Source organism: Paracnuella aquatica (assembly GCF_003332885.2).
In the GTDB taxonomy this organism is placed as follows: Bacteria; Bacteroidota; Bacteroidia; order Chitinophagales; family Chitinophagaceae; genus Flavisolibacter; species Flavisolibacter aquaticus.
Window position 1 is genome coordinate 724,647 of sequence record NZ_QOWJ01000001.1, and the last position, 23,806, is coordinate 748,452.

The following is a 23,806-nucleotide window of genomic DNA, read 5'->3' on the forward strand; positions in this document are numbered from 1 at the left end:
TTTCAATACATATGCGTTTTTCCCAAAAACTGGTATTGCAGCTGGTGCGCACAAAATTTACCGTCTGGAGCACGTTTTCCAAAAAGAAGGCAGCGCGGAAGGCATTTGAACTTTTTTGCACTCCACAGCACCGCAATAAAAAAGAGTTGCCCCGGATTTTTAACGAGGCGGAGGTGATTCGTTTTACATTTCAAAAACACAATATCCAAGGGTATCGCTGGCAAAAAGGCGGCACTCGGAGAGTGTTGATCCTGCATGGGTTTGAAAGCAGCGTGGTTAATTTCGACCGCTATGTGCGGCCGCTGTTGCGCAAAGGCTACGAAGTGCTGGCGTTTGATGCACCCGGCCATGGCCGCAGCACGGGCCGCCAGATCAATGTGCAGGTGTATAAAGAGTTCATCATGCACCTGTATCAAACCTACGGTCCCATTCAATCGTTCATGGCGCATTCGCTGGGCGGCTTGTCGTTGAGCATGGCGCTGGAAGAGTTGCCGCATGACGAGGACACCCGCGTGGCGCTGATAGCGCCGGCCACGGAAACCACAACGGCCATTGATTCTTATTTCCGTTTTTTAAAACTGGAAGATGATGTACGGGTCGAGTTCGATGCGCTGATCAAAAAAATAAGCGGACACGATCCCGAATGGTTTTCGGTGGCGCGGGTAGTGCCGCACTTAAAAGCACAGGTGCTTTGGGCCCACGACCGCGACGATCACATGACTCCGATATCTGATGTGGAGCCGGTGATGAGACAAGGTTATGCGCATGTGCAGTTTATGATGACCGAGGGATTGGGGCATCGCCGCATTTACCGCGATAACAATGTTACGAAGGCGGTTGTTGCATTTTTGTAAGTAAATGCTTTATCGAATTTTATTAAAGCCGTTTTTATAAACTTCAATCGCTGATGGATACAAGCGCACCTGCAAATGAGCAAACACCAATGACCTACCTGGCGTTGGGCGATTCCTATACAATCGGAGAAGCGGTGCATTTAAGTGAAGCGTTTCCGAGCCAATTAGTGCAATTGTTGCGGCAGCAGGGCTGGGCCGTTGCGGCGCCGGAAATTGTAGCTACTACCGGCTGGACTACTGATGAACTAATGGCGGCAATCCAGGCGCATCACTTATTACCACGCTATGATCTGGTGACGCTGCTCATTGGTGTAAACAACCAATACCGCGGCTGGCCACTGGCAAATTATAAAACTGACTTTGCCGAACTGTTGCAGCAAGCCATTCAATTTGCCGGGGGCAATAAAGACGCGGTGGTTGTATTGTCCATTCCCGATTGGGGCGCTACGCCTTTTGCGAAAGACCGAAACCGGGAACAAATTGCACAGGAGATTGACTTATTTAACAATGCAGCTAATGAAATCTGTGATCATCAAAAGATCGTGTTTGTTGATATTACGGTGGGCTCTCGGGCGGCGTTAAATGATTCCACATTAGTTGCAGCAGATGGATTGCATCCGTCGGGAAGGGAATATAAAAAATGGGCAGAGGCGGTTGCGCAAGTTTATTTAGAATCTCCGTTGCAAGAGAAATATAAATGATACTAAGTGTAGTGATTTAGAAAATGCGGTATCCAAGTCTGATAGTGAAGGATAAATGCATGCTGGAACTCGGGCCTTCCTTAGTGTCAACTCCGGTCCAGCCAAAAAGATCGTTGATTTCTTCAATTACTGGAAGGAACGACTGCCGCGACGAAGGTTTAATATTACTGTGCTTATATCGTCGCTGGCGATAGCCTAGGCCGCCAGAAGTTTCGAATAAGAACTTTTTGCGTTTATCTAAAAAAATCTCATACCCGCCTTTTACGCTAAAGCCCTTTATTGTGCGTGCTACCGACACAGTATCGTAGTACAACTGCTGATTTGAGTTTGGAAACAACATTTTGCCATTGAACAACTGGTAATTTTGCTCCATCCAAAATCCTTCAATGGCAATGAAAAATGCGCTTTGTTTCTTTTTATTATTTGAATTGGCTGTGTAATAACGAAGCTCGGTACGAATACGATTGGTTGTTAAGCCGTTCTTTTGATTAGCCCTATCCCAATTAAACGGGTTAAAATGAAATCCATATTCGGCATGTACACCAAATCGATCATTGACTATAAAACCCACCCCAGGTTGCAATGTTGGGGAATTAGCTTCGAACAGCGCTAATGGTGCCCATTTAGCCCACAGTGAAAACACCGGCGGTTTTTCATTTTGCGCAGTGGCGCAAAAACAACCGAGCAACAAAAACGTTAGTGCAAGAATATGTTTCATTGCAGTTTTAAGTGGCTAAAATGAAGAAGTACAAAGAGCAGAACTATAGTTAAATTAAGACCATTTATCCCCATTTGCAAGCTCCGCCAAAAAACGCCAAAAAGAAAAATTCCGTTACTTATCCTATAATTGCATTATTCGCATGGCGAATATTTAATAAAGAAAGGACTGATATGCCCAAGAATTTGCTGATAGTGGAATCGCCTGCCAAGGCCAAAACAATTGAGAAAATACTGGGCAGCGATTTTGAGGTGAAGAGCTGCTATGGTCACATTCGCGACCTCGAAAAAGATGATATGGGTATTGATATAAAAAACCAATACCGGCCCCGCTATATTGTTCCGGAAGAAAAAAGAAAAGTGGTTGCCGACCTGAAAAGCCTCGCCAAAAAAAGCGGCGAAGTATGGCTGGCAACGGATGAGGACCGTGAAGGTGAAGCCATCAGTTGGCACCTGTGCGAAGTGCTTGGCCTCGACCCTGAACGTACCAAGCGCATCGTGTTTCACGAGATCACCAAGCCGGCTATCAAGCGTGCAGTGGAGCAGCCCCGCACAGTGAATATGAACCTGGTAAATGCGCAGCAGGCACGCCGTGTGCTCGACCGCATTGTGGGCTTTGAACTCAGCCCCGTGCTCTGGCGCAAAATGAGCATGAAGAACAACCTCAGTGCGGGCAGGGTGCAAAGTGTGGCTGTACGGCTGGTGGCGGAACGCGAACGCGAGATCAACGCCTTTAACGTGCAAAGTGCCTTCCGCATCGAAGCCATTTTCACCGCACCGGATACTGCAGGTCGTAATATTTCTTTTAAAGCAGAAGGCGCCCGTTTTGATGAAGTGCAGGGCGCCGAAGCATTTTTAAATAGTTGCAAGGGTGCGGATTACACCGTAAAAGATATCCAGGTAAAGCCAACGCGCCGCTCACCAGCTGCTCCTTTTACCACATCTACATTGCAACAGGAAGCGAGCCGCAAACTGGGTTATAGCGTGAGCCGCACGATGCAGCTGGCGCAAAAGCTGTATGAGAATGGTCACATTACTTACATGCGTACAGACAGTGTGAACCTGAGCGAAACGGCGATGGACGATATCCAAAAAAACATCAAAGGTTCATTTGGCGACCGCTATTACAAAGCCCGCAAATACAAGAATAAAAACGAGTCGGCACAGGAAGCACACGAAGCCATCCGCCCTACTTATATGAGCCACACTTCGGTGGATGATCCCGAGCTGCGCCGCTTGTATGAGTTGATCTGGAAGCGTACCATGGCGTCGCAAATGGCCGATGCAGAGTTGGAAAAAACCATCGCGAAAATTGGCATTTCCACCAACAAAAACGAACTCACTGCAACCGGTGAAGTAATGAAGTTTGAAGGCTTCATTAAAGTGTACCGGGAGGATAAAGACGATGAAGATATTGTGGATGGTGAAGAAGGTGCCGAAGGCGTGTTGCCGCCATTGCGCACCGGCCAGAACCTCCCGCTTACCGAGATGAAAGCGATTGAGCGGTTCAGCCGTCCGCTGCCCCGCTACACGGAAGCATCATTGGTGAAAAAGCTGGAAGAGCTGGGCATTGGCCGCCCTTCTACTTATGCGCCTACCATTTCTACCATCCTTAAAAGAGGCTATGTAGAAAAACGCGACAAAGAAGGTGTGCAGCGCAAGTACCGGGTGCTTACACTGGCAAAAGACAACCTTACACAAAAGACTGAAACCGAAAATACCGGTGCGGAAAAATCAAAGCTATTCCCCACCGACCTGGGCCTTGTGGTAACCGATTTCCTCAAACAATATTTTGATGAAATCATGGACTATGGCTTCACGGCCCGCATCGAAAATGAGTTTGATGAAGTGGCCGGTGGCCGTATGCGTTGGGACCGAATGATCGACGAGTTTTACAACCCTTTTAAAAAGGATGTAGAAAAAACAATTGAGACTGCTGAACGCATCAAAGGCGAACGTGTTTTAGGCAACGATCCGCAATCGGGTAAACCCGTTGTGGCCCGTATGGGACGCTATGGCCCGATGGTGCAGATCGGCTCCACCGACAGTGAGGAAAAGCCTCGTTTTGCACGGTTGAAACAACAGCAAAGCATCGAAACCATTAACCTTGATGAGGCGCTTGATTTATTTAAACTGCCACTGTCGTTGGGTCATTACGAAGGGCAGGAAGTGGCTGTCAATGCCGGTCGCTTTGGACCGTATGTAAAATTTGGTGAGCAATTTATTTCATTGCCCAAAGGCAAAGATCCACTGGATGTAACCATTGAAGAAGCCATTGCACTGATTGCAGAAAAGCAGCAGGCCGATGCGCCAATTGCTCATTACGAAGGCCAACCTGTAACCAAAGGCAAGGGCCGCTTTGGACCATTTATCAAGTGGAATGATCTTTTTATAAATGTTCCCAGGGCATACAATTTCGACAACCTGTCTCAGCGCGACGTTGACGAATTGATCGAGAAAAAAGTGGACAAAGAAGCCAACCGTTATATAAAACAATGGGCGGCTGAAAAGATTTCGATTGAAAATGGCCGTTGGGGACCGTTCATTCGTTTTGGCAAAAAAATGCTGAAACTGGATCGCAAAGCAAACGGTGAAAAATATACCGCCGAAGACCTGGCCGATGTAGAATTGGACGCCATCAAAAAAATGATTGAAGCGCAGGTGCCGGGTGCTTTTGCAAAGGCTGCTGCCAAAAAAACGGCATCGAAATCAGCGGCACCAAAAGCAAAAACGGCCGCGAAAAAAACAGCTGCAAAAAAAGCGGCCACCAAAAAGAAATAAACCGGAGCGTGTTGCTTGATGGAAGAGAACAATGAAATATCGGCCTTACTGCACTTGATCGAAGACCCCGACCACGAAGTGTTTGATGCCGTTTCGGAGCGTATCGTGGAATATGGCAAACCCATTATTCCCAACCTCGAAAACCTGTGGGAGAATACGCCGGATGAAGAAGTGCAGAACCGCATTGAAATGCTCATCCACCGGCTGCATTACACCGACCTGACGGAAGATTTCCGGCAGTGGAGCCTTTCCGGTCATTACGACTTAATGTTAGGCTCGTTGCTTGCTGCGAAATTTCAATACCCCGATTTAACTACCGCATCAGCCCTGCTCGAAGTGGAAAAGATTCGCCGCAACATCTGGCTGGAGTTAAACAATTACCTCACACCGCTGGAGCAGGTCAGGATTGTAACAGGTATTTTGTATGGATATTACGGGCTAAAAGGTTCGGAAACATCGGCGGCGCACCTCAATGATTTTCTTATTCCAAAAGTGCTGGAAAGCAAAAAGGGAAATCAATTGAGCAACGGCGTGCTCTATCTTATTTTATGCGAGATGCTCGACATTCCTGTGCGAGCCATCGGCATACCCAAGCAATTTGTGTTGGCTTATTTCCGGCCCGGCTATGGGCAGGAATCGGAGGACGCACAACGCATCGAATTTTTTATAGAACCCGCGTCGGGTCAGGTTTTTTCGCAAAAAGATATCGAGAGTTATTTTAAAAGGATTGGGGTTCCATCCACGCCGGCGTATTTTAAACCACTGTCCAACAAAAGGGTGATTCAACACTTGCTGGAAGAAATGGCGCAGTGCTTTAACGAACCTAAAAATGAGTACAAACGCGATGAACTCATCAAGTTGGCTGCGATGCTGGATTAGCAGGGATTTGTATCGAAAAATTTCCGCAAAATTGATTCTCGGCGCCGCCAAATAACGAACTGTTTATGTCCACCATCACTTGGAATGATTTTGAAAAACTGGATATCCGCGTGGGTACCATCACCGAAGTCGCTCCTTTCCCAAAAGCAAGAAAACCGGCGTATCAACTGGTAATCGACTTTGGCGCAACATTGGGTCAACGGCGGTCATCGGCGCAAATTACGCACCATTACACCACCGATGAATTGATCGGCAAACAAGTAGTGGCGGTGGTAAATTTTCCACCCAAACAAATTGCTAACTTCATTTCGGAATGCCTGGTGCTAGGCGTTTATGACGATGAGGGCGATGTGGTTTTGTTGCACCCGGGCAAAACGGTAACCAACGGACAAAAAATCGGTTAATGTCAACCTACACAAAAATTATTGCTTCGCCATTAGGCCCGCTTCGGTTAGGCTGCACCGATAGTGCCATCACCGAAGTCGTTTTTCTAAATGAGCAACCCGAAGTAGAAATTACTCCCAGCCAAAATCATCCGCTGCTCGACCAATGTGCTGCGCAACTCGAGGATTATTTTTCCGGTAAAACACTGGCATTTGATTTACCGTTAGCACAAACTGGCACCGCGTTTCAACAAAAGGTATGGGACCTGCTCCTGCAGATCCCATTTGGAAAAACACTTTCTTATCAAACACTTTCCAAGCAATACGGCGATGTAAAAGCGATTCGTGCCGTGGCGGCGGCGAATGGTAAAAACAACATCGCCATCATTGTGCCGTGTCACCGCGTTATTGGGTCTAATCAAAGCCTTACCGGTTATGCAGGTGGGCTTATGCGCAAACAATGGCTGCTGGCCCACGAACAAAAGTTTGCCTTGGGCGTGCAACAGTTGTTTTAATCGCCGGCGTTTTATTTCAACTCTTCACTGGTAAATGCCAAGGGCAACAAACGGCTGGCGCTGTCAATAACATACACCGGGCCTTCCATACCGCCCAAAATCAATTGCACCGGGTGCCCTACCCTGCTTTCAAATTCCTGCAGGCTCTGGCGGCAAATGCCACATGGCGAAATGGGGTGGTCGCTTTTTTGGCTGTCGCTTTTGTAAGAAATAGCCATTGTTTCAATTGGTATTTTCGGGAAAACCGAAGAGGCTGCAGCGAGCAAAACCCTTTCGGCACAAAGGCCGACAGGGAAAGATGCATTCTCCTGGTTGGAACCCGCCACCAATTCTCCATTCACTAATTTGGCAACAGCACCCACCTGGAAGTTGGAATATGGTGCGTAAGCCTGTCCTGTAACATCACGAGCCTCCTGCAACAACCATTGTTGTTCCTGCGGTAGCTCGTTGATGCTGTTGTACACTTTGTATTTAAATTCAAAGATTGCTTCTTTCATATGTAGGGTGACAAAAATGCCCCTGTTTTGGCAGAGGCATTAGCGTAAAGTTAATCTATTTCACGATGCGGAACAGGCGGTTCCAACGCGGTCCTCCCTCCCAGCTAAACCAGATCATCCACGCTTTGCCAACGATATGATTTTCGGGAACAAAACCCCAGAAACGGGAATCCTGCGAACCATGACGGTTGTCGCCCATCATCCAGTAATAATCCATTTTAAAAGTGTAGCGATCCACCTGTGCGCCGTTCAGGAAAAACTTGCCGTCTTTCATGTAAAACTCATTTTGTTCATACACCCGGATCACCCGCTCGTAAATCGAATAAAGTCTTGGGTCGAGCACCATGGTGCCACCTTTTTTGGGCACCCAGATCGGGCCATAGTTATCAACGGTCCAACCATTTTCTACCACGTAGTTATTAAACGAAGGGCTGTAAAAAGCAGTATCCTCCAGTTGCGGCTCCATCATTTTTACCAGCCGGCTGCCTTTTAATTTGTTCACTGCTTCGGCGGTCAAAGCCATTAAATAAGTATTGTTGCCGCCGGGCTGAAACTGGTCAGGGTTGGTGATGTCGATGTTGTATTCTTCTTTCATCACCGTTTCATCCAGTTGCTGCCCGTTGGTTTGTACAATGTAGGGCATCACCGATTGTGGCGGCGGGTTTTGCAGCGCACTGTTTATGTACACATTGCCCCTGCGTATTTGCAGTGTGTCACCGGCAACAGCTACGCAACGTTTGATATAGTTATCTGTTTTATCAACCGGGTGAATGGCCAATGGAAATTCATCAGGACTGGCAAACACCGCTTCCCTGCCCCTGGCTTCGTTGCCGCCACCCATTTGCCGGATGATCTCGTAATAAGGCCGGTAAGATTGATAATCGGGGCGATTGATGACCGTGTCGCCTGCGGGGAAATTGAACACTACCACATCACCACGTTTTACCGGCGACTGGAACCAGCGGATATACGGAAGTTTGATCAACCCTGAGTAAGACTTGCGGTCTGATCCCGGGATATAATTGTGTACAAAAGGAATAGACAATGGCGTGTTGGGAATGCGCGGACCGTAGCTGAATTTTGATACAAACAAAAAGTCGTTCACCAGCAATGTACGCTCCATCGATCCCGAAGGAATGGTATAAGCTTCAAAAATAAAAGTGCGGATCAGCGTAGCAGCAACAATAGCAAAAACAGCAGCGTCGATCCATTCGCGCCAGCCCGGTTTTACATAGCGCCGTACACCATCCGGCCCGATGTAGCGAACCCTATCGGAGTAGCCGAGGTAAGGAAAATAAAATGGCGCAGCCAGCGAAGCCAGTGTATGATCGAGCAGGGAAAAGCGGCCAAACAGTTTTACAAATTCAATAAAAATACCCGGCGTAATAAACCAACCTACGACGGGAATAAATTGCCAAAACACCCAATGCTTAGGCCTGCGGGCCAGCTCCTGCATTACCCATGTATTGTAAAAAGGAACGTAAGCTTTCCATGAAGCTACACCCGCTTTCTGGAACATTTTCGCGAGGCCAAACGAAGGAAGGAAAACGAGTAAAAATGAAATCAAATAAACAATCAGTATGTGGGAAAGCGGCATTAGCTTATTTTTAAGGCGCTCAAATGTAATTATATAAACAGGTGGTACCTCGGGTTACTAGCAAAGTTTTTGCTAAAGTAGGCGCCTGATGGCAAACGGCGAAAAAGAACATGCAGCAATTCACAATCAAGGACGTTGAAAACCTGTTGGGCATCAAAGCCCATACATTGCGCATCTGGGAGTTGCGGTACCCGTTTTTTGCGCCCAAGCGCAAGGAAAGCAAACACCGGTTTTACGACAATGAGGATTTGAAAATTTTACTGCAAGTTGCGTTTTTATACCACCTGGGCTGGAAGATTTCAAGGATAGCTGCGCTGGAACCGGAAGAAAGGTTGGCAGCCGTTGGTGCCATTGAACCTAACCGCAATACTTATCCGCATTTTGTGCTGCAACTCATGGCTTGTTCTATCGATTTTGACGAAGGCGGCTTTTCGGAAATCATCGAACGGCTGTCCGAAGAAATAGGATTTGAACGCACCATATTGGAAGTGTGCTTTCCATTTTTGCAACGTGTAGGTTTGTTGTGGGTAACCAACCGCATTGTGCCGGCACAGGAACATTTTTCTTCCTACCTCATTCAAAACAAGATCATTTCCGAAATAGAAAAAACGCCGCTGCCCAAGCATCCGCCCGAAGTATTGTTGTTTACACCCAAAGGCGAGTTTCACGAAATGCCTTTGCTGTTTCTGCACTATATGCTGCGCAAATGGGGCTGGAGCGTTTTGTTTTTGGGCAAAAACATCACTTTTGATGTACTGGATTCTTTCAAAGAAAATAAAGAGATCAAATACCTGTTCTTACACCTGCTTACCAACCTCACCCAGCTTGATCCTGAAGTGTACCTCGAACAATTGGTGCGGCATTTTCCCGATAAAAAGATCATCGCATCGGGCCGCGCCATCCAAGGTTTACAACGGTCCTTTGTCAATGTAATCCGGCTGCTTTCCGATGATGAGATCAGGCGATTTATTGAAAGCGGCCCAGCCGCGGAAGAACCGCAATAGATTCGATTTAGCTCAATAAAGTCATTTGTTACCGGCTTCCATGTTGTTGTCAATTTCTAACAGGAGGATTGCGCGGCTACACAAGTTTTGCCCAATTTTTGCGTTAGTCATGCAAATCGCTTTTTATGAAGAAGATGTTGACAGCGCTTTTTTGTTTCGTTTTATTCACCCAATTTTCGGCTACTGCTCAGAGTTATAAATCGGCAGTAGGCGTCCGTTTTTCCAATAGCGATGCATTCATTGGCACCGGCATTTCGTTCAAGCATTTTGTAAAAAGCAATACAGCCCTGGAAGCGATCATGGCCTTTGACCCGTTGGCGCTGGGCCTGATGGTGGAACGGCACTACCCTACCAAGGCCGCCGGCCTCGATTGGTTTGTGGGCGGTGGCGCCTATGTAGGTTTTGAGGGCCGCAACAACCTGGGTTTGCTCGGCATCATTGGCATTGACTATAAAATACCGCAGGTGCCGCTCAACATCGCGTTGGATTGGAAACCCGAATTATACCTCATTGAACGGACCGATTTCGAACCGGCCGCAGTCGGCGTTTCGGTGCGCTTTGCATTTTAGAAAAAAGAGCTCAATAATTATATCCTGTTCTTTACCATCCAATTGCCGCGTGGTGAAGAACAGGATTTTTTTATGTCCGCCCATTTTCATTTCTGCGGCTCTCGTTTTGACCAAATAATTCATATTGTCAAAAACCGCAATAACCGCAAAAAAATTTGCGGGAAAATGCGGATTTAAATGTTATTTAGCAGGACGATTGCACTGCTTATGCTGAAAAAAGAACGGCAAGCCTTTATCATACACCAGGTAGAGCTTCATAATAAGGTATTGTGCACCGACCTGTGCGCTAAAATGCAGGTGTCGGACGACACGGTTCGGCGCGACCTGGTGGAACTTTCCGAAAAAGGCCTGATCATTAAAGTGCATGGTGGTGCGCTGTCGCGGTCGTTTTTTAGCGGGCAAACAACAAGGGAGCTCACCTATTCTTTTCAGCAAAAACAAAGCATTGCCAGCAAAGCCGTATCCCTTATCAGTAACGGAATGTATGTGCTGACCAGTGGCGGAACCACCATTGTAGAAATGGCCCACGCCCTGCCGCAGAACCTGCAGGCGACTTTTATTTCGGGCAGCATTCCGGCGTTAATGGCTTATGCACAGCATCCTTTGTGCGATGTAATTGTGCTGGGCGATAAACTTTCTAAAACATCCAATATCACTGTGGGGCCGGGAGCCATTGCACAAATCGGCAACCTCCATGTAGACCTTTGTTTTTTGGGCATCAATGCCTTTGACCCACAGGTAGGCGTAACCGATAATGACTGGGAAGTAGTGCAACTGAAGAAGGCCATGATTGGTGCTGCACGCAAAACAGTTTGCCTCACCATTTCCGAAAAACTGCATACCGTGCAAACGTTGAAGGTTTGTGCGGCCAATGCCATTCACACACTGATCACTGAACTTGACCCTGACGACAAAATATTAAAACCGTTTCGCGACGCCGGGATCCAGGTTTTATAAAACAATAACCCCAAGCCCAAACCACTGTAAACCAAATTTTCTAAAAAGCAAAGCGCAAAATCAACCACATGAGAAAAATCCTAATGCTGTTGGTCCTCCTGATCGGACTGCTACAAACAGCCATTCCTGTGCATGCACAGGAACGAACCATTTCCGGGGTCGTTTCCTCCGGCGTAGACCAAGCACCGCTGGGTGGCGTTACCGTTCGGGTAAAAGGCACCACACGTAATGCCGTTACCAATGCCACCGGCCAGTTCACTATTTCCGCAGCCAAAGGCCAGGTGCTGCAGGTATCCTATGTTGGCTTTCAGCCGCTCGACTTCACTGTGGGCGACGATGACAACATCGGGCTGGTGCTGCAACAGCAGCAGGGCCAACTGGGCGAAGTGGTAGTGGTAGGTTATGGCACACAGAAAAAAGCCAACCTCACCGGCGCAGTTTCTACTGTTGATGTTTCTAAAACAATGGAGTCGCGGCCCATCAATGATCCTACCAAAGCCTTGCAGGGCGTGGTTCCGGGCCTTACCATCACTTACGGAAACGGTGGCCTTACTGCCGGTGCTTCTATCAACATCCGCGGAGTTGGTTCGCCTAACGGTAGCGGACGACCGCTTATTTTGGTGGATAACGTTGAAACCTCCGACCTGTCGGTGATCAACCCGAATGACATTGAAAGCATTTCAGTATTGAAAGACGCTGCTTCCACTTCTATTTACGGTGCCCGCGCCGCATTTGGCGTGGTGCTGGTAAAAACAAAATCGGGCAAGCGCAACCAAAAAGCTACGGTTACCTATTCCAACAACTTTGCTTGGAGCAAACCAACGGTACTCCCCGATTTTTCAGACCCGGAGCTGGAGTTGGATGCACTGCACGGCGCTTCGCAACGCAGCGGCATCACCACACCAGAAATTTTTGGCATGCAGCTGACCCGTTTGCGTGAAGGCATTGCCAACTGGAAACGCAATTATGCAGGCAAACGCAGCGGCAGCGAAATGATAGAAGGCGAGGATTTTAAAATGGAATCCGATGGCCGCATGTATTTCTACCGTGTGTGGGATCCAAAAGAAGAAATGCTAGAAGATTACACACAACAGCAGCAACACAACATCCGCTTGCAAGGCGGTGGTGATAAAGTGGGTTACTATCTTTCGTTTAACTACGCAAACGATGGCGGTATCCTGAAGCTGAACCCGGATAATTTGAAAAAATACAACATCACCGCTTCCATCAATTCAACCGTAAACAAATGGCTGGATGTGGATGCCCGCATGCTGTACCGCAATTTTAACTACGAGTCGCCATTTGGCTACCAGGATTACTGGTACTATTTCTGGCGCTGGGGTTCCTACTTTCCATACGGCACCTGGAAAGGAAATTATTTCCGCCATACACCTGCTTACCTGGCAGAGGCCAATACCAACAGCGTTACCGACAACTACCAGCGTGTCGATCTTGGCGCTACCATTAAGCTGCATAAAAACCTGAACATCCGTGCTGATTATACCATCGGCCGCTCCAACACCATCCGCCACGAGGCCGGCGGCCCCGTGTACGCATGGGACTTTTGGAGCCCAGGCGACCCTCGTTTGAACAACATTGCTACCGCTGCTCAAGATCGCGTGGCCTACAACAGCGGCCGCTATGCAGTGAACACACTCAACGCATACGCTACCTACAACAAGAGCTTCAAAGGCGATCACAACCTGAAATTAATGTCGGGTGTGAACTGGGAAGAAAACGAAGGCCTGAATTTTAATGCGCAGCGCCTCAACCCGCTCGACCCAAACAAACCAGAACTGAACCTGGCCACAGGCGAGCAAACAACCACCAGCGGCCATTCGATGGCAGCTTATGCCGGATATTTTGGCCGGGTGAACTACAACTTCAAAGGCAAATACCTGCTGGAATTAAATGGCCGTTACGATGGATCTTCGTTGTTTTCCAGGCTTGACCGTTGGGCCTTGTTTACCTCTGCTTCTGCCGGTTACCGCATCAGCGAAGAGAACTTTATGCAGTTCCTCAAACCTGTTGTCAGCGACTGGAAACTGCGGGTATCTTACGGCACGGTCGGCAACCAGGACGTAGGCGGCAGCAACGTGTTTTTGCCCCTCATGACCGGTTCGGCTGTGCCCTGGGTTGTTGGCAACACAAGGGTTCAGGGCATTTCGGCGCCCCGCTCTGTTGCATCTTCACTTACATGGGAAAAAGTTCGCACGCTGGATTTTGGTACCGACCTGCGGCTATTTAAAAACAAAGTGGGCGTAACATTCGACTGGTACGAACGCAACACCGAAGGCATCCAGGCGCCTGTGGCCGTGCCTGCAACATTTGGCACAACCGGCCCACGCATCAACTCGGGCACGCTGCGCAACCGCGGTTGGGAAGTAGCTGTGGACATCAACCACGAAGTAAACCGCGACCTGAACCTGTATGGCATCTTTACACTTGCCGATAACAAAGCGGTGTACACCAAGTGGGACAATCCTTCGATGCTGATCATGCAAAACTACCAAGGCAAAACCTATGGTGAAATCTGGGGTTTTGAAACCGACCGTTATTTTGAATCGGCCGATGACGTAACCAAATCGCCCAGCCAAACTATTTTGCAAAGCGGCAATTTTGTATTCGGTCCTGGCGATGTGAAATACAAAGACCTGAATGGCGATAACGTGATCAATGGCGGTAAAATGAGCCTCTCTGATCCCGGCGACCTGAAAGTGATCGGCAACAACCAACCCCGCTACCAGTACGGCATTCGGCTTGGTGGCACGTTCAAAGGCATTGATGCAGATATCTTTATCCAGGGCGTAGGTAAACGTGATTATTGGGGATTGGGCAACGTATCGGTTCCGCTGTACCAGGGTGCTGATATTTTGTATGCTCACCAGCTCGATTTCTGGACGGCTGAAAACACCTATGCGCAATACCCAAGGCCTTATATCGGCAACAACGCTACACGCCTTGCCGGGATGCCTACATCGGGCAATAACTATTACCCACAAACGAAATACCTGTTGAACCTGGCTTATGCCCGTTTGAAAAACGTAACCATTGGTTATGCGCTGCCTACCAACGTGCTCAACCGGTTTAATGTGCAGAAGCTGCGGTTTTATGTAAGCGGACAGAACCTGGCGGAAATCTCCAACGTGGGCCTGCCCCTCGATCCGGAAATTACCGATGGCGAACTGGGCTTCCTCGGCCGTACGTTCCCCTTCCAGCGCATGTTTACATTCGGTGCACAGCTTACTTTTTAACCGGTTAAAAAAAGAATCATGAACAAAAGATTTCCCATATTATTTTTTATAGCAGCATTGCTGCTGGCCGGCTGTACCAAGGAGCTGGACAAAGACACGCCGGATGCGTTTTCCGACCTCAATTACTGGACCGGCGAAAACAACGTTCGTACCTACACCTGGGGTTTTTATGAACTGTTTACTGGCTACGGCACCGGCACCACCGGCGATTTTTATTTCTCCAACTTTACCGACGACCAGGCCGCAACAGCGTTCCCGATTTTTGCAGCGTCTGCACCGGCTACTTCGTCGGCCTGGGATTGGTCCTATATCCGCAAGGCCAACATCATGCTGGAGCGCATCGATGGCGTGCCCATGAGCGATGAAGCAAAAGCACACTGGAAAGGCGTTGCCCGCTTTTTCCGCGCCATGGATTATTTCAACAAAGTGCGCCTTTTTGGCGGCGTTCCCTGGATCGGTAAATCATTGGATATTTCGGAGCAAAACGAGATCCTGAAAAAACGCGATACCCGACAACTGGTGATGGATTCCATCATGGCAGACATCAACTTTGCAGTGGCCAACATCCGCACCAATGATGGGGTTAACACGGTAAATAAATTCGTGGCACTGGCACTGGAATCACGCATTGGCTTGTACGAGGGCACCTATCGTAAGTACCACACGGAATTGGGATTGAACGACGGCGACCGCTTTTTGCAGGAAGCAAAAGACGCCGCCGACCAGTTGATGACCACCGGTACGTTTACACTGAACCCGAACTATCAAACCGTGTACAACAGCATGGACCTGGCAGGCAACCGCGAAATCATTTTGTACAAACGTTACATTGCCGGCGCCATGACGCATTCCGTTATTGGCTACACCAACAGCAGCACGCAAATGCATGGTTTAACTAAATCGGCTGTTGAATCGTATGTGGCAACGGACGGTTTGCCCATTTCGCTGTCGCCGCTGTACCAGGGCGATGACAACATCAAAGCCGTACGTGCCAACCGCGACAAACGCCTGCTGGCTACAGTAGACACGTTTTTGGCTTACAACGGAACGCTGGTGAGTGGCCTGAGCTCGAGCACTGGTTATCGTCCTTCAAAATTCCTGCAACCTGCATCGGTTCAGTTAGCACCCAACAACGAAACCGACGCCCCTATTTTTTGGCTGGCAGAAGTGTTGTTGAACTACGCGGAAGCCGCTGCTGAACTGGATGCATTGGGTAAATACACTTTGACCCAGGCAGACCTGGATCGCTCAGTAAATTTGCTGCGTGCCCGTGCAGGCGTTGCCAAACTGGAAGCGCCGGGCGGACAACAAGTAGCGGTAAACGGAGTAACCTTTGTGGACCCGAAAAAAGACGCCGATGTAACGCCATTGATTTGGGAAATTCGCCGCGAACGCCGCGTAGAGCTGATGATGGACGGATTCCGCTACCAGGACCTGATGCGCTGGAAAAAAGGCGAATACCTCGATACGCAGAAAAATCCTGATGCGATTCTGGGTGCAAAAGTGCCTGCAAATGGACGGGTGCTGCGGAATGCTGACGGCCACATTATGCCTTATGCCGCAACCGTTTCCCGCACCTTTATCGACCCTAAACATTACCTCTCGCCAATACCCACCGGACAGATTTCGTTGTACCCCAATGGTGCACTGGAGCAAAACCCCGGTTGGCAATAAGTATAGCTTTGCTTTAAAAAATCGGAAGCCCTCACCGGCTTCCGATTTTTATTTAAATAAATACAGCGCATGATCAAAAAACTGTTCACCCTTTGTTTTCTATACTGCTTGCTGCACACGGCCCAAGCACAAAGCTTTCATTTTGCGCATGTAAGCGATACGCATATCGGCAACCAAACCGCGGCCGAAGATTTGCGCCGCACGGTAGCTGATATTAATGGAAATGATTCGCTTTCGTTTGTGATCCTTTCCGGTGATATTACCGAGTTTGGATCGGACGAAGAGTTAGCGCTGGCGCGGCAAATCCTGGACAGCCTCAACAAACCCTGGTACATTATTCCTGGCAACCACGACGGCAACTGGTCGGAAAGCGGCGCTAATTCGTTCCGCCGCATTTTTGGTGCGGAGCATTTTCGGTTCAGTCATGGCGGCTATGTTTTTTTGGGAACCAACTGCGGGCCCAACCTGCGTATGAGCCCCGGCCAGGTGCCCCGCGAACATATTGTTTGGCTGGACAGCACCCTCAAAACCCTGCCCGATGATCAGCCCATTATTTATGTAAACCATTACCCGCAGGATACATCGCTGAACAACTGGTACGAAGCAACGGACAGGCTTAAGCGAAAAAACATCCAGCTCATTTTGTTGGGGCACGGGCACGCCAACAGGCAATATAATTTTGAAGGCATTCCCAGCATCATGGGCCGCTCCAACCTGCGGGCAAAAGACAGTATTGGAGCCTATAATATTGTATCGATTGCCAATGGCAAAGCCATTTACCGCGAACGCAAACCCTTAACCACAACCGGCAGCCCCTGGGCTGAAGTGGTGTTGAAAAAGCATGATTTTAAAAACGATACTACCCGATATTATCGACCATCATTTGCTATTAATAAAGCCTACCCGCAAGTAAAAGCGGTATGGAACTACCAGGACCACAGCGATATCGGCAATGGCGCAGCGGCCAACGCCGAACTGGTGTTTTCTGCAAATACTGTTGGTGAAGTGTATGCGCTTAACCGCAAGACTGGCAAAAAGGTTTGGGTATTTAAAACCGGCGGCAAAGTGTTCTCCACTCCTGCCCTGTCCGGCAACCGGCTGGTGGTGGGATCGTCGGATGGAAACATTTTTGGCCTTGATGCGAAGAGTGGTAAAAAGCTCTGGCAGGTGCCGGCGCAAAAAGCCGTACTGGGCAGCCCGCTCATTCATGAAAGCATTGCGTTTATCGGCGCATCTGATGGCGTGTTCCGCGCTATTGATGTACAAACCGGGACAATCAAATGGCAGTTTGACCAGGTTGGCGGGTTTGTGGTGACGCGGCCGCTACTGTACCAGGGTAAAATATATTTCGGCTGCTGGAACAAAGACTTTTACGCATTGGATGCGCAAACTGGAAAGTTAGCATGGGTATGGAACAACGGCAATGCCAACCGGATGTTTTCGCCGGCTGCTTGTTATCCAGTTGCGGCCAACAACCGTATTTTTATTGTTGCCCCGGATCGCTACATGACCGCACTGGATGCCGCAACAGGAACACAGGTTTGGCGCAACCGAAATGCGGCTGTACGTGTCCGTGAGTCTATGGGAATGTCGGAAGATGCGACACTGGTGTACGGCAAAACTATGGAAGGAACGCTGGCGGTGTTTAACGCTGCTGCTGGTAGCATGCAACTGGTACGTGAAACCGACCTGAAACTAGGTTATGAACTAGCACCTACTGCAATGATTGAACAAAATGGATTGCTGTTCGTACCGTCCGACAACGGTGTAGTTACGGCGGTTCATCGTAAAGATGGCAGCATTGCCTGGCAGCATAAATTGTCAAATTGTCTTATCACCGGCATTTTACCGCTGGCCGATAAACAAGTAATTGTAACCACCATGGATGGCAAAGTTTCCTGCCTGAAATGGTAACGATACATTTACGAAAAAGAAAGTAAAAGCCGCACTATTTTGGTGCGGCTTTTTCTTGACCATTATTGATTGGATTGGGCTGTAAAGCTTCTGCAATAAGGCCTTCCTCGTCCCAACTTTTTTCCGATTTACCCAAATGGAACAAATCGGACTGCAAGGTTTGCTCCAGTTCTTCAATTTTTTCCCGGGCAGTATTAATGTATTCATCCGGGTCGCGAATGGACGAAAGCTTTTTCAGATTAGCCTCATCCAGCCGCAGGAATTGTCTGGCTGCACGGGTGGCGGTATAATTTCGATGTCCTAAAAAATGCATTGTATCTACACCCACCCGTAAAGCCGTGTCAATTGTTTCGCGGTAAATGTGCAACATGCCGGCGTTCATTTGATCATATGCATCAAAGCGGTTGCTGGCCCGCACCAGCATGCGCAGGTTGGGAAAATGTTTTTTAATGGTGTTGATTAATTCCAACCGCTTTTCCGAAGGTTCGATGGTAATGATGATCAGCTTTGCTTTGGCTGCACCAGCCGAAGCCAGCAGCTCCGACCGCGATGCATCGCCATAGTAAACTTTAAAGCCAAGCCGCCGCAACAACTCCACCCGTTCGACATCATTGTCCAGAATGGTAACGCCTACTTTATGTGCCCGCAGAAAGCGGCCGACCGCATTGCCAAAATCGCCAAAGCCGGCAATAATCACCGGGTTTTCTTCCATAATAGTATCAGCTGGTCGATCATCATCAGGAGTATTGGTAACAATGCGCTGCAACACAAAACGCTCCAACGCCAACAGCAGCAACGGCGATAAGGCCATACTAATCGCTACGGCAGCAATCATAGTATCGATAAGGGCTTGTGGCAAAATGCCATTTGATGCAGAAAAAGAAAACAGCACAAATGCAAACTCGCCTACCTGGCTCAATGCAACCGAATAGATAAGGTTTTGGTCCAAGCCCATTTTAAAGATCTTCCCAATCGCAAACAACACCAGCACTTTTAGCACCATCAATCCCAAAACAATTCCAGCGAGTTGAAGCGGTTGGTCCAATACCTGGCGAAAATCGATGGTAGCACCCACCGAGATAAAAAAGAGCCCAAGCAGCAAGCCTTTAAAAGGTTCGATATTGCTTTCCAATTCGTGCCGGTATTCGCTGTTTGCCAGCACCACACCTGCTAAAAAACTGCCTAATGCAGGGCTCAAACCCACCATCGTCATCAACACAGTAATGCCTACAACAATCAGCAGCGCGGTGGCCGTAAACATTTCGTGCAGCCGAGAAGCAGCAATGAGCCGGAACAAGGGCCGCATGATGAACCGTGCCGCAACAATGATCGACGCAACCACGCCGAGCAAAACCAGCGCCTGCAGCCATGCTGGTAAATGCGCCACCATGCTCGTACTGCTATGATCATCGGCCGAAGCAGGCAGCGGCAAATTTTGCAATAGCGGAAAAAGCGCCAGCATCGGGATGACGGCAATGTCTTGGAACAAGAGCACCGAAAAAGCACTTTGCCCGGATGCGGTTTTCATCAAGCCTTTTTCCTGCATGGTTTGCAAAACAATGGCCGTTGATGACAGCGCTAAAATGCCACCTAATGCCACGGCTTGTTGCCAGGGCAAACCAAACATCATTGCACCGGTAAAAAGTAACAAAGCCGTGCCGGCCACTTGCAAACCACCCATGCCTATTATGGAACGCCGCATGCGCCACAACACGGTCGGCTCCAACTCCAACCCAATGATAAATAGCATCATCACCACGCCAAACTCCGCAAAGTGCATCACGCTTTCGCCTTCATGCCCTACAAATCCTAAAACGGCTGGCCCAATAAGCACGCCTGCCAGCAGGTAACCCAGCACCGAACCGAGGTTCAATTTCTTGGCAATCGGCACCATCACCACCGCTGCAGCGAGGTACACCATTGCCTGGAAAAATATATTATTCTGGTCCATTGTTTAAAGCTTGTGTGTGTAAAGAAGGCGTTAGCCAGTCGTTTAAAAATGTGGCCGTGGAATCATGCGCTGCAACAGTTATTTCAGTCAGCATTTGCAGCAGTTGCCGGTACTGGCTGGCGTATTCGTCAATCATTTCTTTGCCCAGTTGATGCGATCCGGGCACCACAAACGGTGGCAGGTATTGCATGTGACACAGTGCGGCAGTTTGTTGAAAAGGCAGTAAAAACTGGCGGATTGGAAAAGCATGTTGCCCTTCGTTGGTGTAGGATGAAAGCGTACTACCCGCCGATAAAAAATTGCACAACATTTTACCGGTTAATTGTGTGCCGCCTTTACCGTAGGCCCAACCATGTTCCAGCACCAGATCGATCCACTGCTTCATGATTGGTGGCGCACTGTACCAGTAAAGGGGATGTTGCATCACGATCACATCGTGCCGCAGCAGCAACGATTGTTCAAAGGGCACGTTAATGTCAAAATCGGGATAGGCCTCGTACAGGTCATGAAAGGTCACATCCGGCAGACCTTTCAACTCTTTGATCAGCCTGCTGTGCACTCTTGATTTTTCGAGCAAGGGATGCGCAAACAGGATCAGCAGGCGGGGCATGAGCTTATTTATTTGCGCACAAATTAAAACACATTGGTGGTTTTTAGCATAAAGCAATTGCACAGCTGTTGGCGTGTCTTTTTATTTGCTAGAGCTCAAAAAAAGAATGGCCAATCAGTAAAATTTATTCGCTGTAGGTTCGGTAATAAGCTTGTACCAAAACTTTATTACGCAGCCATCCGTACTTGTAGAAAAGCCCTGCGGCGGATGTAATAATGAAACAGAAAATACAGGAGGGGCAAGAAGGATAAAAACTTCAGGAGGAGAATATCAGATATAACACCAACCACTGCACAAACACCCAGCAACAACAGGCCGGTGTAAAAAAGGCCGTCATCAATGGCGCAAACAACGTACAGGTGACAAGCCTTGCGGGGCGCACATTCCACCTGCAGCGGTGGCGAAATATGGTAGCCATCAGTTGCTACCAGCGACGATGGCTTTTTGGGCAATGTAATTACCACGGGTTCGTCGCGGCGAAGCGGGTAAATCACATTGCCATTGATCACCACCCGAACATCCAGGAAGTTGAGCAACACCCCGCTTTTCCGGGTGATGACCAGGACATATGTTTCTGCGCTATTTATTTTTTCAGTGCTTGAATGATTTGCACAAACTCGGGACCTTGCAACGATGCGCCGCCAACCAGGCCACCATCAACATCAGGCGCCCCAAAAATTTCTGCTGCATTCGCTGCTTTTACGCTACCGCCATACAATATAGAAATGTTATCGGCTACATCATTACCCCATTTCGACGCCAACACCGAACGCAGGTGTTGGTGCATATCCTGCGCCTGCTGTGTGCTGGCGGTTTTGCCGGTGCCAATGGCCCAAATAGGCTCGTAGGCAATCACCACTTTTTGTATGCTGTCGGCATCGAGGTGAAACAGCGATGCTTCCAGTTGTTTTTGCACAAAGCCATTTTCTTCACCGGCTTCGCGAACCGGCAGTGGTTCGCCGCAGCAGAAAATAGGCGTGATGCCATTGGCCAGGCAGATGTCAACCTTGGCGGCCAGTGTTGCGTTCGATTCTGCAAAATACTCGCGGCGTTCGCTGTGGCCAATCACGCACCAGTTGATGCCGATCGACTGCAGCATTTCGGCTGAAACTTCACCGGTATAGGCACCGCTTTTTTTATCGGAACAGTTTTGTGCCGCGATGGCAACATTCGCCTGGTCGGCCACTTCGCTATTGGCCATAATGAGGTATGGAAAAGGAACCGAAAACACCACCTGCTGGTGTGCTTCCAGCGAAAGCTTTTCGCTTAAAATGCTATCCAGCAAGGTTTCGGCCTGCTGGTAGGTAAGGTTCATTTTCCAGTTTGCTGCGGCAATTTGTTTTCTCATTGCTAAAGGTTATCGATTTTTCTTTTTAATAAAATGATCAGGGCATGCGTACCGCCCTGGTGCATATTGGTGTCGGTAGTACTTACTACCTCCCAGCCTTCGCGGCCGTGGGTATTGAGTGTGTTGGTCAGTTCCTGCAGGTCGATCTTTCCACTCCAAAATCCTTTCGTAGGCGCTTCCAAAAACTTGTATTCAAACTGGGTCATATCCATGCGGCGTTGCCGCAAAAATAGGCCTTCGGGTTTATGCTCAGTAATGATTGTAGATATGCTTTAAAATGAGTTCTTCATTGCTGGTGAGCGACTCGTCTTTCAACGCTTTCCATGATGCAATATCGGCGCAGGCTTTGTCAAACCGGTAACGTTCGATGCCGTCAAAACCCCAGGAAAAAGAAGGGATATATTTTGGCGACAGGCCGGCGCCAAAAATGTTGCTGCTGACGCCTACCACGGTGCCGGTATTGAGCGATGTGTTGATAGCGGTGCGTGAATAATCGCCCATGATGAGGCCGCATTTGAGGCCCACCACTACTTCACCGCGGGGCGTCCACACCTGCACGCCGGAGGCGGTATTTTTCACGTTGGAATTAGACGTGCCGGCACCCAGGTTGCACCACTCGCCAATCACCGAATCGCCCAGGTAACCATCATGCGCTTTGTTGGAGCAGCCAAACAGCACCGAGTTTTTTATTTCACCGCCAACCACGCATTTAGGCCCGATGGTGGTAGCACCATAAATACGGGTGCCCATTTTAATCACAGCTCCTTCGCCGATGGCGATTGGGCCACGCAGCAAACTGCCTTCCATGATGGTGGCATTTTTACCAATATAAATGGGCCCATCTGCAGCATTGAAAATTGCATGGTTGATCCTGGCGCCTTTTTCAATAAAAATGTTTTTTGAACCCGAAGCCGGGTTGGTTGGACCCAATTTTTGCGAAGTTCTTTTGCGGGTAAGCAGCTCAAAATCCTGCGCAATGGCCCATGCGTTGAGTGTAAAAATGTGCCACGGAAAACGAATCTCCCTGATCTCTTCATCAATCTCAATGGATCGGGTGATTTTGATCTTGTGCTCATTTTCAATTTCCCCTTTTGAAATGCAGTAAGCCACGCTTTCGCGGCCGCCGGCGGTAATACATTCGCCGGGTTTTAGTTTTTTGATGGCCCGAACCAGTTTGGGCGTTGGCAAAATATTGCCGTGAATAAGGTAAAGGATATCATCGCCAATCGATTGTGCATCTACGACCATGGCCCGGTCCAGATCTTTATAATCGTCTTCGTGTTTGTCGTAGGAATTGAGCCCTAGGTGGGCTTCCCATTTTTCCCGGATGGTCAGGATGCCGATGCGGATGTCCTGCACCTGGCGGGTAAGTGTAAAAGGATAGAGCTGTTCGGGCTGGCAGAATTCTTCGGTAAACACGATTTTTTTCATATCCGGAGGGGCTGGTTGTTTGGCAACTGAAAGATAACTCCAGATGAGCATGATTGGAGTGGATATGCAGGATGTTTGTGTGAGGTTGTTGAAAAATTCACACTGCGGAAGAAATTGCAATGGGCTCAAATCGAGTTGCTGTTGCATTGCAGTGTTGTCATGCCGAACTC

21 protein-coding genes are annotated in these 23,806 nt (G+C 48.7%); 12 read left to right on the forward strand and 9 right to left on the reverse strand.

The annotated features are described in order from the left end of the window. The first annotated feature begins 11 nt into the window (after nucleotides 1-11). Nucleotides 12-854 carry an alpha/beta hydrolase gene (locus tag DRJ53_RS03140; protein WP_114234100.1) on the forward strand — a complete coding sequence of 281 codons (843 nt, stop codon included), beginning with the start codon at nucleotides 12-14 and terminating at the stop codon, nucleotides 852-854. A gap of 89 nt (nucleotides 855-943) precedes the next feature. Beyond that, entirely contained in the window at nucleotides 944-1,555 is a 612-nt protein-coding gene (locus DRJ53_RS03145) for an SGNH/GDSL hydrolase family protein (RefSeq protein ID WP_206609710.1), read from the forward strand. Between the two features lie 16 nt (nucleotides 1,556-1,571). Here DRJ53_RS03145 and DRJ53_RS03150 read toward each other — a convergent pair whose 3' ends face one another. Then, nucleotides 1,572-2,273: a DUF3575 domain-containing protein gene (locus DRJ53_RS03150; protein WP_114234102.1), complete on the reverse strand. Its 702-nt coding sequence runs from the start codon at nucleotides 2,271-2,273 to the stop codon at nucleotides 1,572-1,574. Nucleotides 2,274-2,446: 173 nt separating this feature from the next. Between DRJ53_RS03150 and topA the strand changes: the two genes are divergently transcribed. From topA to DRJ53_RS03170, 4 genes are all read left to right on the forward strand, one after another. Further along, on the forward strand, nucleotides 2,447-5,053 hold the full coding sequence (gene topA, locus DRJ53_RS03155; protein ID WP_114234103.1) for a type I DNA topoisomerase: 2,607 nt from the start codon (nucleotides 2,447-2,449) through the stop codon (nucleotides 5,051-5,053). Nucleotides 5,054-5,071: 18 nt separating this feature from the next. Then, nucleotides 5,072-5,932, forward strand: a complete 861-nt coding sequence (locus DRJ53_RS03160; RefSeq protein WP_114234104.1) for a transglutaminase family protein — start codon at nucleotides 5,072-5,074, stop codon at nucleotides 5,930-5,932. A 65-nt stretch (nucleotides 5,933-5,997) separates the two neighbouring features. Next, the gene (locus tag DRJ53_RS03165) at nucleotides 5,998-6,336 is read left to right on the forward strand and encodes a tRNA-binding protein (protein WP_114234105.1); all 339 of its coding nucleotides are present in this window, start codon (nucleotides 5,998-6,000) and stop codon (nucleotides 6,334-6,336) included. Further along, nucleotides 6,336-6,830 carry a methylated-DNA--[protein]-cysteine S-methyltransferase gene (locus DRJ53_RS03170; RefSeq protein ID WP_114234106.1) on the forward strand — a complete coding sequence of 165 codons (495 nt, stop codon included), beginning with the start codon at nucleotides 6,336-6,338 and terminating at the stop codon, nucleotides 6,828-6,830. Before DRJ53_RS03165 ends, DRJ53_RS03170 begins: the two co-directional genes overlap by 1 nt. An 11-nt stretch (nucleotides 6,831-6,841) precedes the next feature. Here the strand turns inward: DRJ53_RS03170 and DRJ53_RS03175 are convergent, their stop codons facing one another. Further along, nucleotides 6,842-7,327 carry a cytidine deaminase gene (locus DRJ53_RS03175; protein WP_114234107.1) on the reverse strand — a complete coding sequence of 162 codons (486 nt, stop codon included), beginning with the start codon at nucleotides 7,325-7,327 and terminating at the stop codon, nucleotides 6,842-6,844. A gap of 55 nt (nucleotides 7,328-7,382) precedes the next feature. Then, nucleotides 7,383-8,924, reverse strand: coding sequence for a signal peptidase I (gene lepB, locus DRJ53_RS03180; protein ID WP_114234108.1), 1,542 nt, complete (start codon nucleotides 8,922-8,924; stop codon nucleotides 7,383-7,385). Between the two features lie 110 nt (nucleotides 8,925-9,034). On the opposite strand from lepB, the gene DRJ53_RS03185 reads away from it, so the two are divergent. The 6 genes from DRJ53_RS03185 (at nucleotide 9,035) to DRJ53_RS03210 (ending at nucleotide 18,296) form a co-directional block, all read left to right on the forward strand. Next, nucleotides 9,035-9,928, forward strand: coding sequence for a MerR family transcriptional regulator (locus DRJ53_RS03185; RefSeq protein ID WP_114234109.1), 894 nt, complete (start codon nucleotides 9,035-9,037; stop codon nucleotides 9,926-9,928). 125 nt (nucleotides 9,929-10,053) lie between these two features. After that, on the forward strand, nucleotides 10,054-10,497 hold the full coding sequence (locus tag DRJ53_RS03190; protein WP_123893331.1) for a hypothetical protein: 444 nt from the start codon (nucleotides 10,054-10,056) through the stop codon (nucleotides 10,495-10,497). 177 nt (nucleotides 10,498-10,674) lie between these two features. Continuing rightward, nucleotides 10,675-11,454, forward strand: a complete 780-nt coding sequence (locus DRJ53_RS03195) for a DeoR/GlpR family DNA-binding transcription regulator (protein WP_241558436.1) — start codon at nucleotides 10,675-10,677, stop codon at nucleotides 11,452-11,454. 68 nt (nucleotides 11,455-11,522) lie between these two features. Beyond that, nucleotides 11,523-14,708, forward strand: a complete 3,186-nt coding sequence (locus DRJ53_RS03200; RefSeq protein WP_114234111.1) for a SusC/RagA family TonB-linked outer membrane protein — start codon at nucleotides 11,523-11,525, stop codon at nucleotides 14,706-14,708. 18 nt (nucleotides 14,709-14,726) lie between these two features. Continuing rightward, nucleotides 14,727-16,382, forward strand: a complete 1,656-nt coding sequence (locus tag DRJ53_RS03205) for a RagB/SusD family nutrient uptake outer membrane protein (protein WP_114234112.1) — start codon at nucleotides 14,727-14,729, stop codon at nucleotides 16,380-16,382. A gap of 69 nt (nucleotides 16,383-16,451) precedes the next feature. Then, nucleotides 16,452-18,296, forward strand: coding sequence for an outer membrane protein assembly factor BamB family protein (locus tag DRJ53_RS03210; protein WP_114234113.1), 1,845 nt, complete (start codon nucleotides 16,452-16,454; stop codon nucleotides 18,294-18,296). Nucleotides 18,297-18,330: 34 nt separating this feature from the next. On the opposite strand, the gene DRJ53_RS03215 is transcribed toward DRJ53_RS03210, so the two are convergent. The 6 genes from DRJ53_RS03215 to DRJ53_RS03240 all read right to left on the reverse strand — a co-directional run bounded on the left by DRJ53_RS03215 (nucleotide 18,331) and on the right by DRJ53_RS03240 (nucleotide 23,636). After that, a complete protein-coding gene (locus DRJ53_RS03215) occupies nucleotides 18,331-20,247 on the reverse strand; it encodes a monovalent cation:proton antiporter-2 (CPA2) family protein (RefSeq protein WP_114234114.1) in 1,917 nt (638 codons plus the stop codon). Beyond that, nucleotides 20,234-20,857 carry an NAD(P)H-dependent oxidoreductase gene (locus DRJ53_RS03220; RefSeq protein ID WP_114234115.1) on the reverse strand — a complete coding sequence of 208 codons (624 nt, stop codon included), beginning with the start codon at nucleotides 20,855-20,857 and terminating at the stop codon, nucleotides 20,234-20,236. The genes DRJ53_RS03215 and DRJ53_RS03220 overlap by 14 nt, the downstream gene beginning before the upstream one ends. 167 nt (nucleotides 20,858-21,024) lie before the next feature. Then, a complete protein-coding gene (locus tag DRJ53_RS03225) occupies nucleotides 21,025-21,393 on the reverse strand; it encodes a hypothetical protein (protein ID WP_123893333.1) in 369 nt (122 codons plus the stop codon). 47 nt (nucleotides 21,394-21,440) lie between these two features. Next, on the reverse strand, nucleotides 21,441-22,205 hold the full coding sequence (gene tpiA / locus DRJ53_RS03230) for a triose-phosphate isomerase (RefSeq protein WP_114234117.1): 765 nt from the start codon (nucleotides 22,203-22,205) through the stop codon (nucleotides 21,441-21,443). Nucleotides 22,206-22,207: 2 nt separating this feature from the next. Then, on the reverse strand, nucleotides 22,208-22,411 hold the full coding sequence (locus DRJ53_RS03235) for a DUF4177 domain-containing protein (RefSeq protein WP_114234118.1): 204 nt from the start codon (nucleotides 22,409-22,411) through the stop codon (nucleotides 22,208-22,210). A 43-nt stretch (nucleotides 22,412-22,454) separates the two neighbouring features. After that, entirely contained in the window at nucleotides 22,455-23,636 is a 1,182-nt protein-coding gene (locus tag DRJ53_RS03240) for a putative sugar nucleotidyl transferase (RefSeq protein ID WP_114234119.1), read from the reverse strand. Nucleotides 23,637-23,806: the final 170 nt, after the last annotated feature.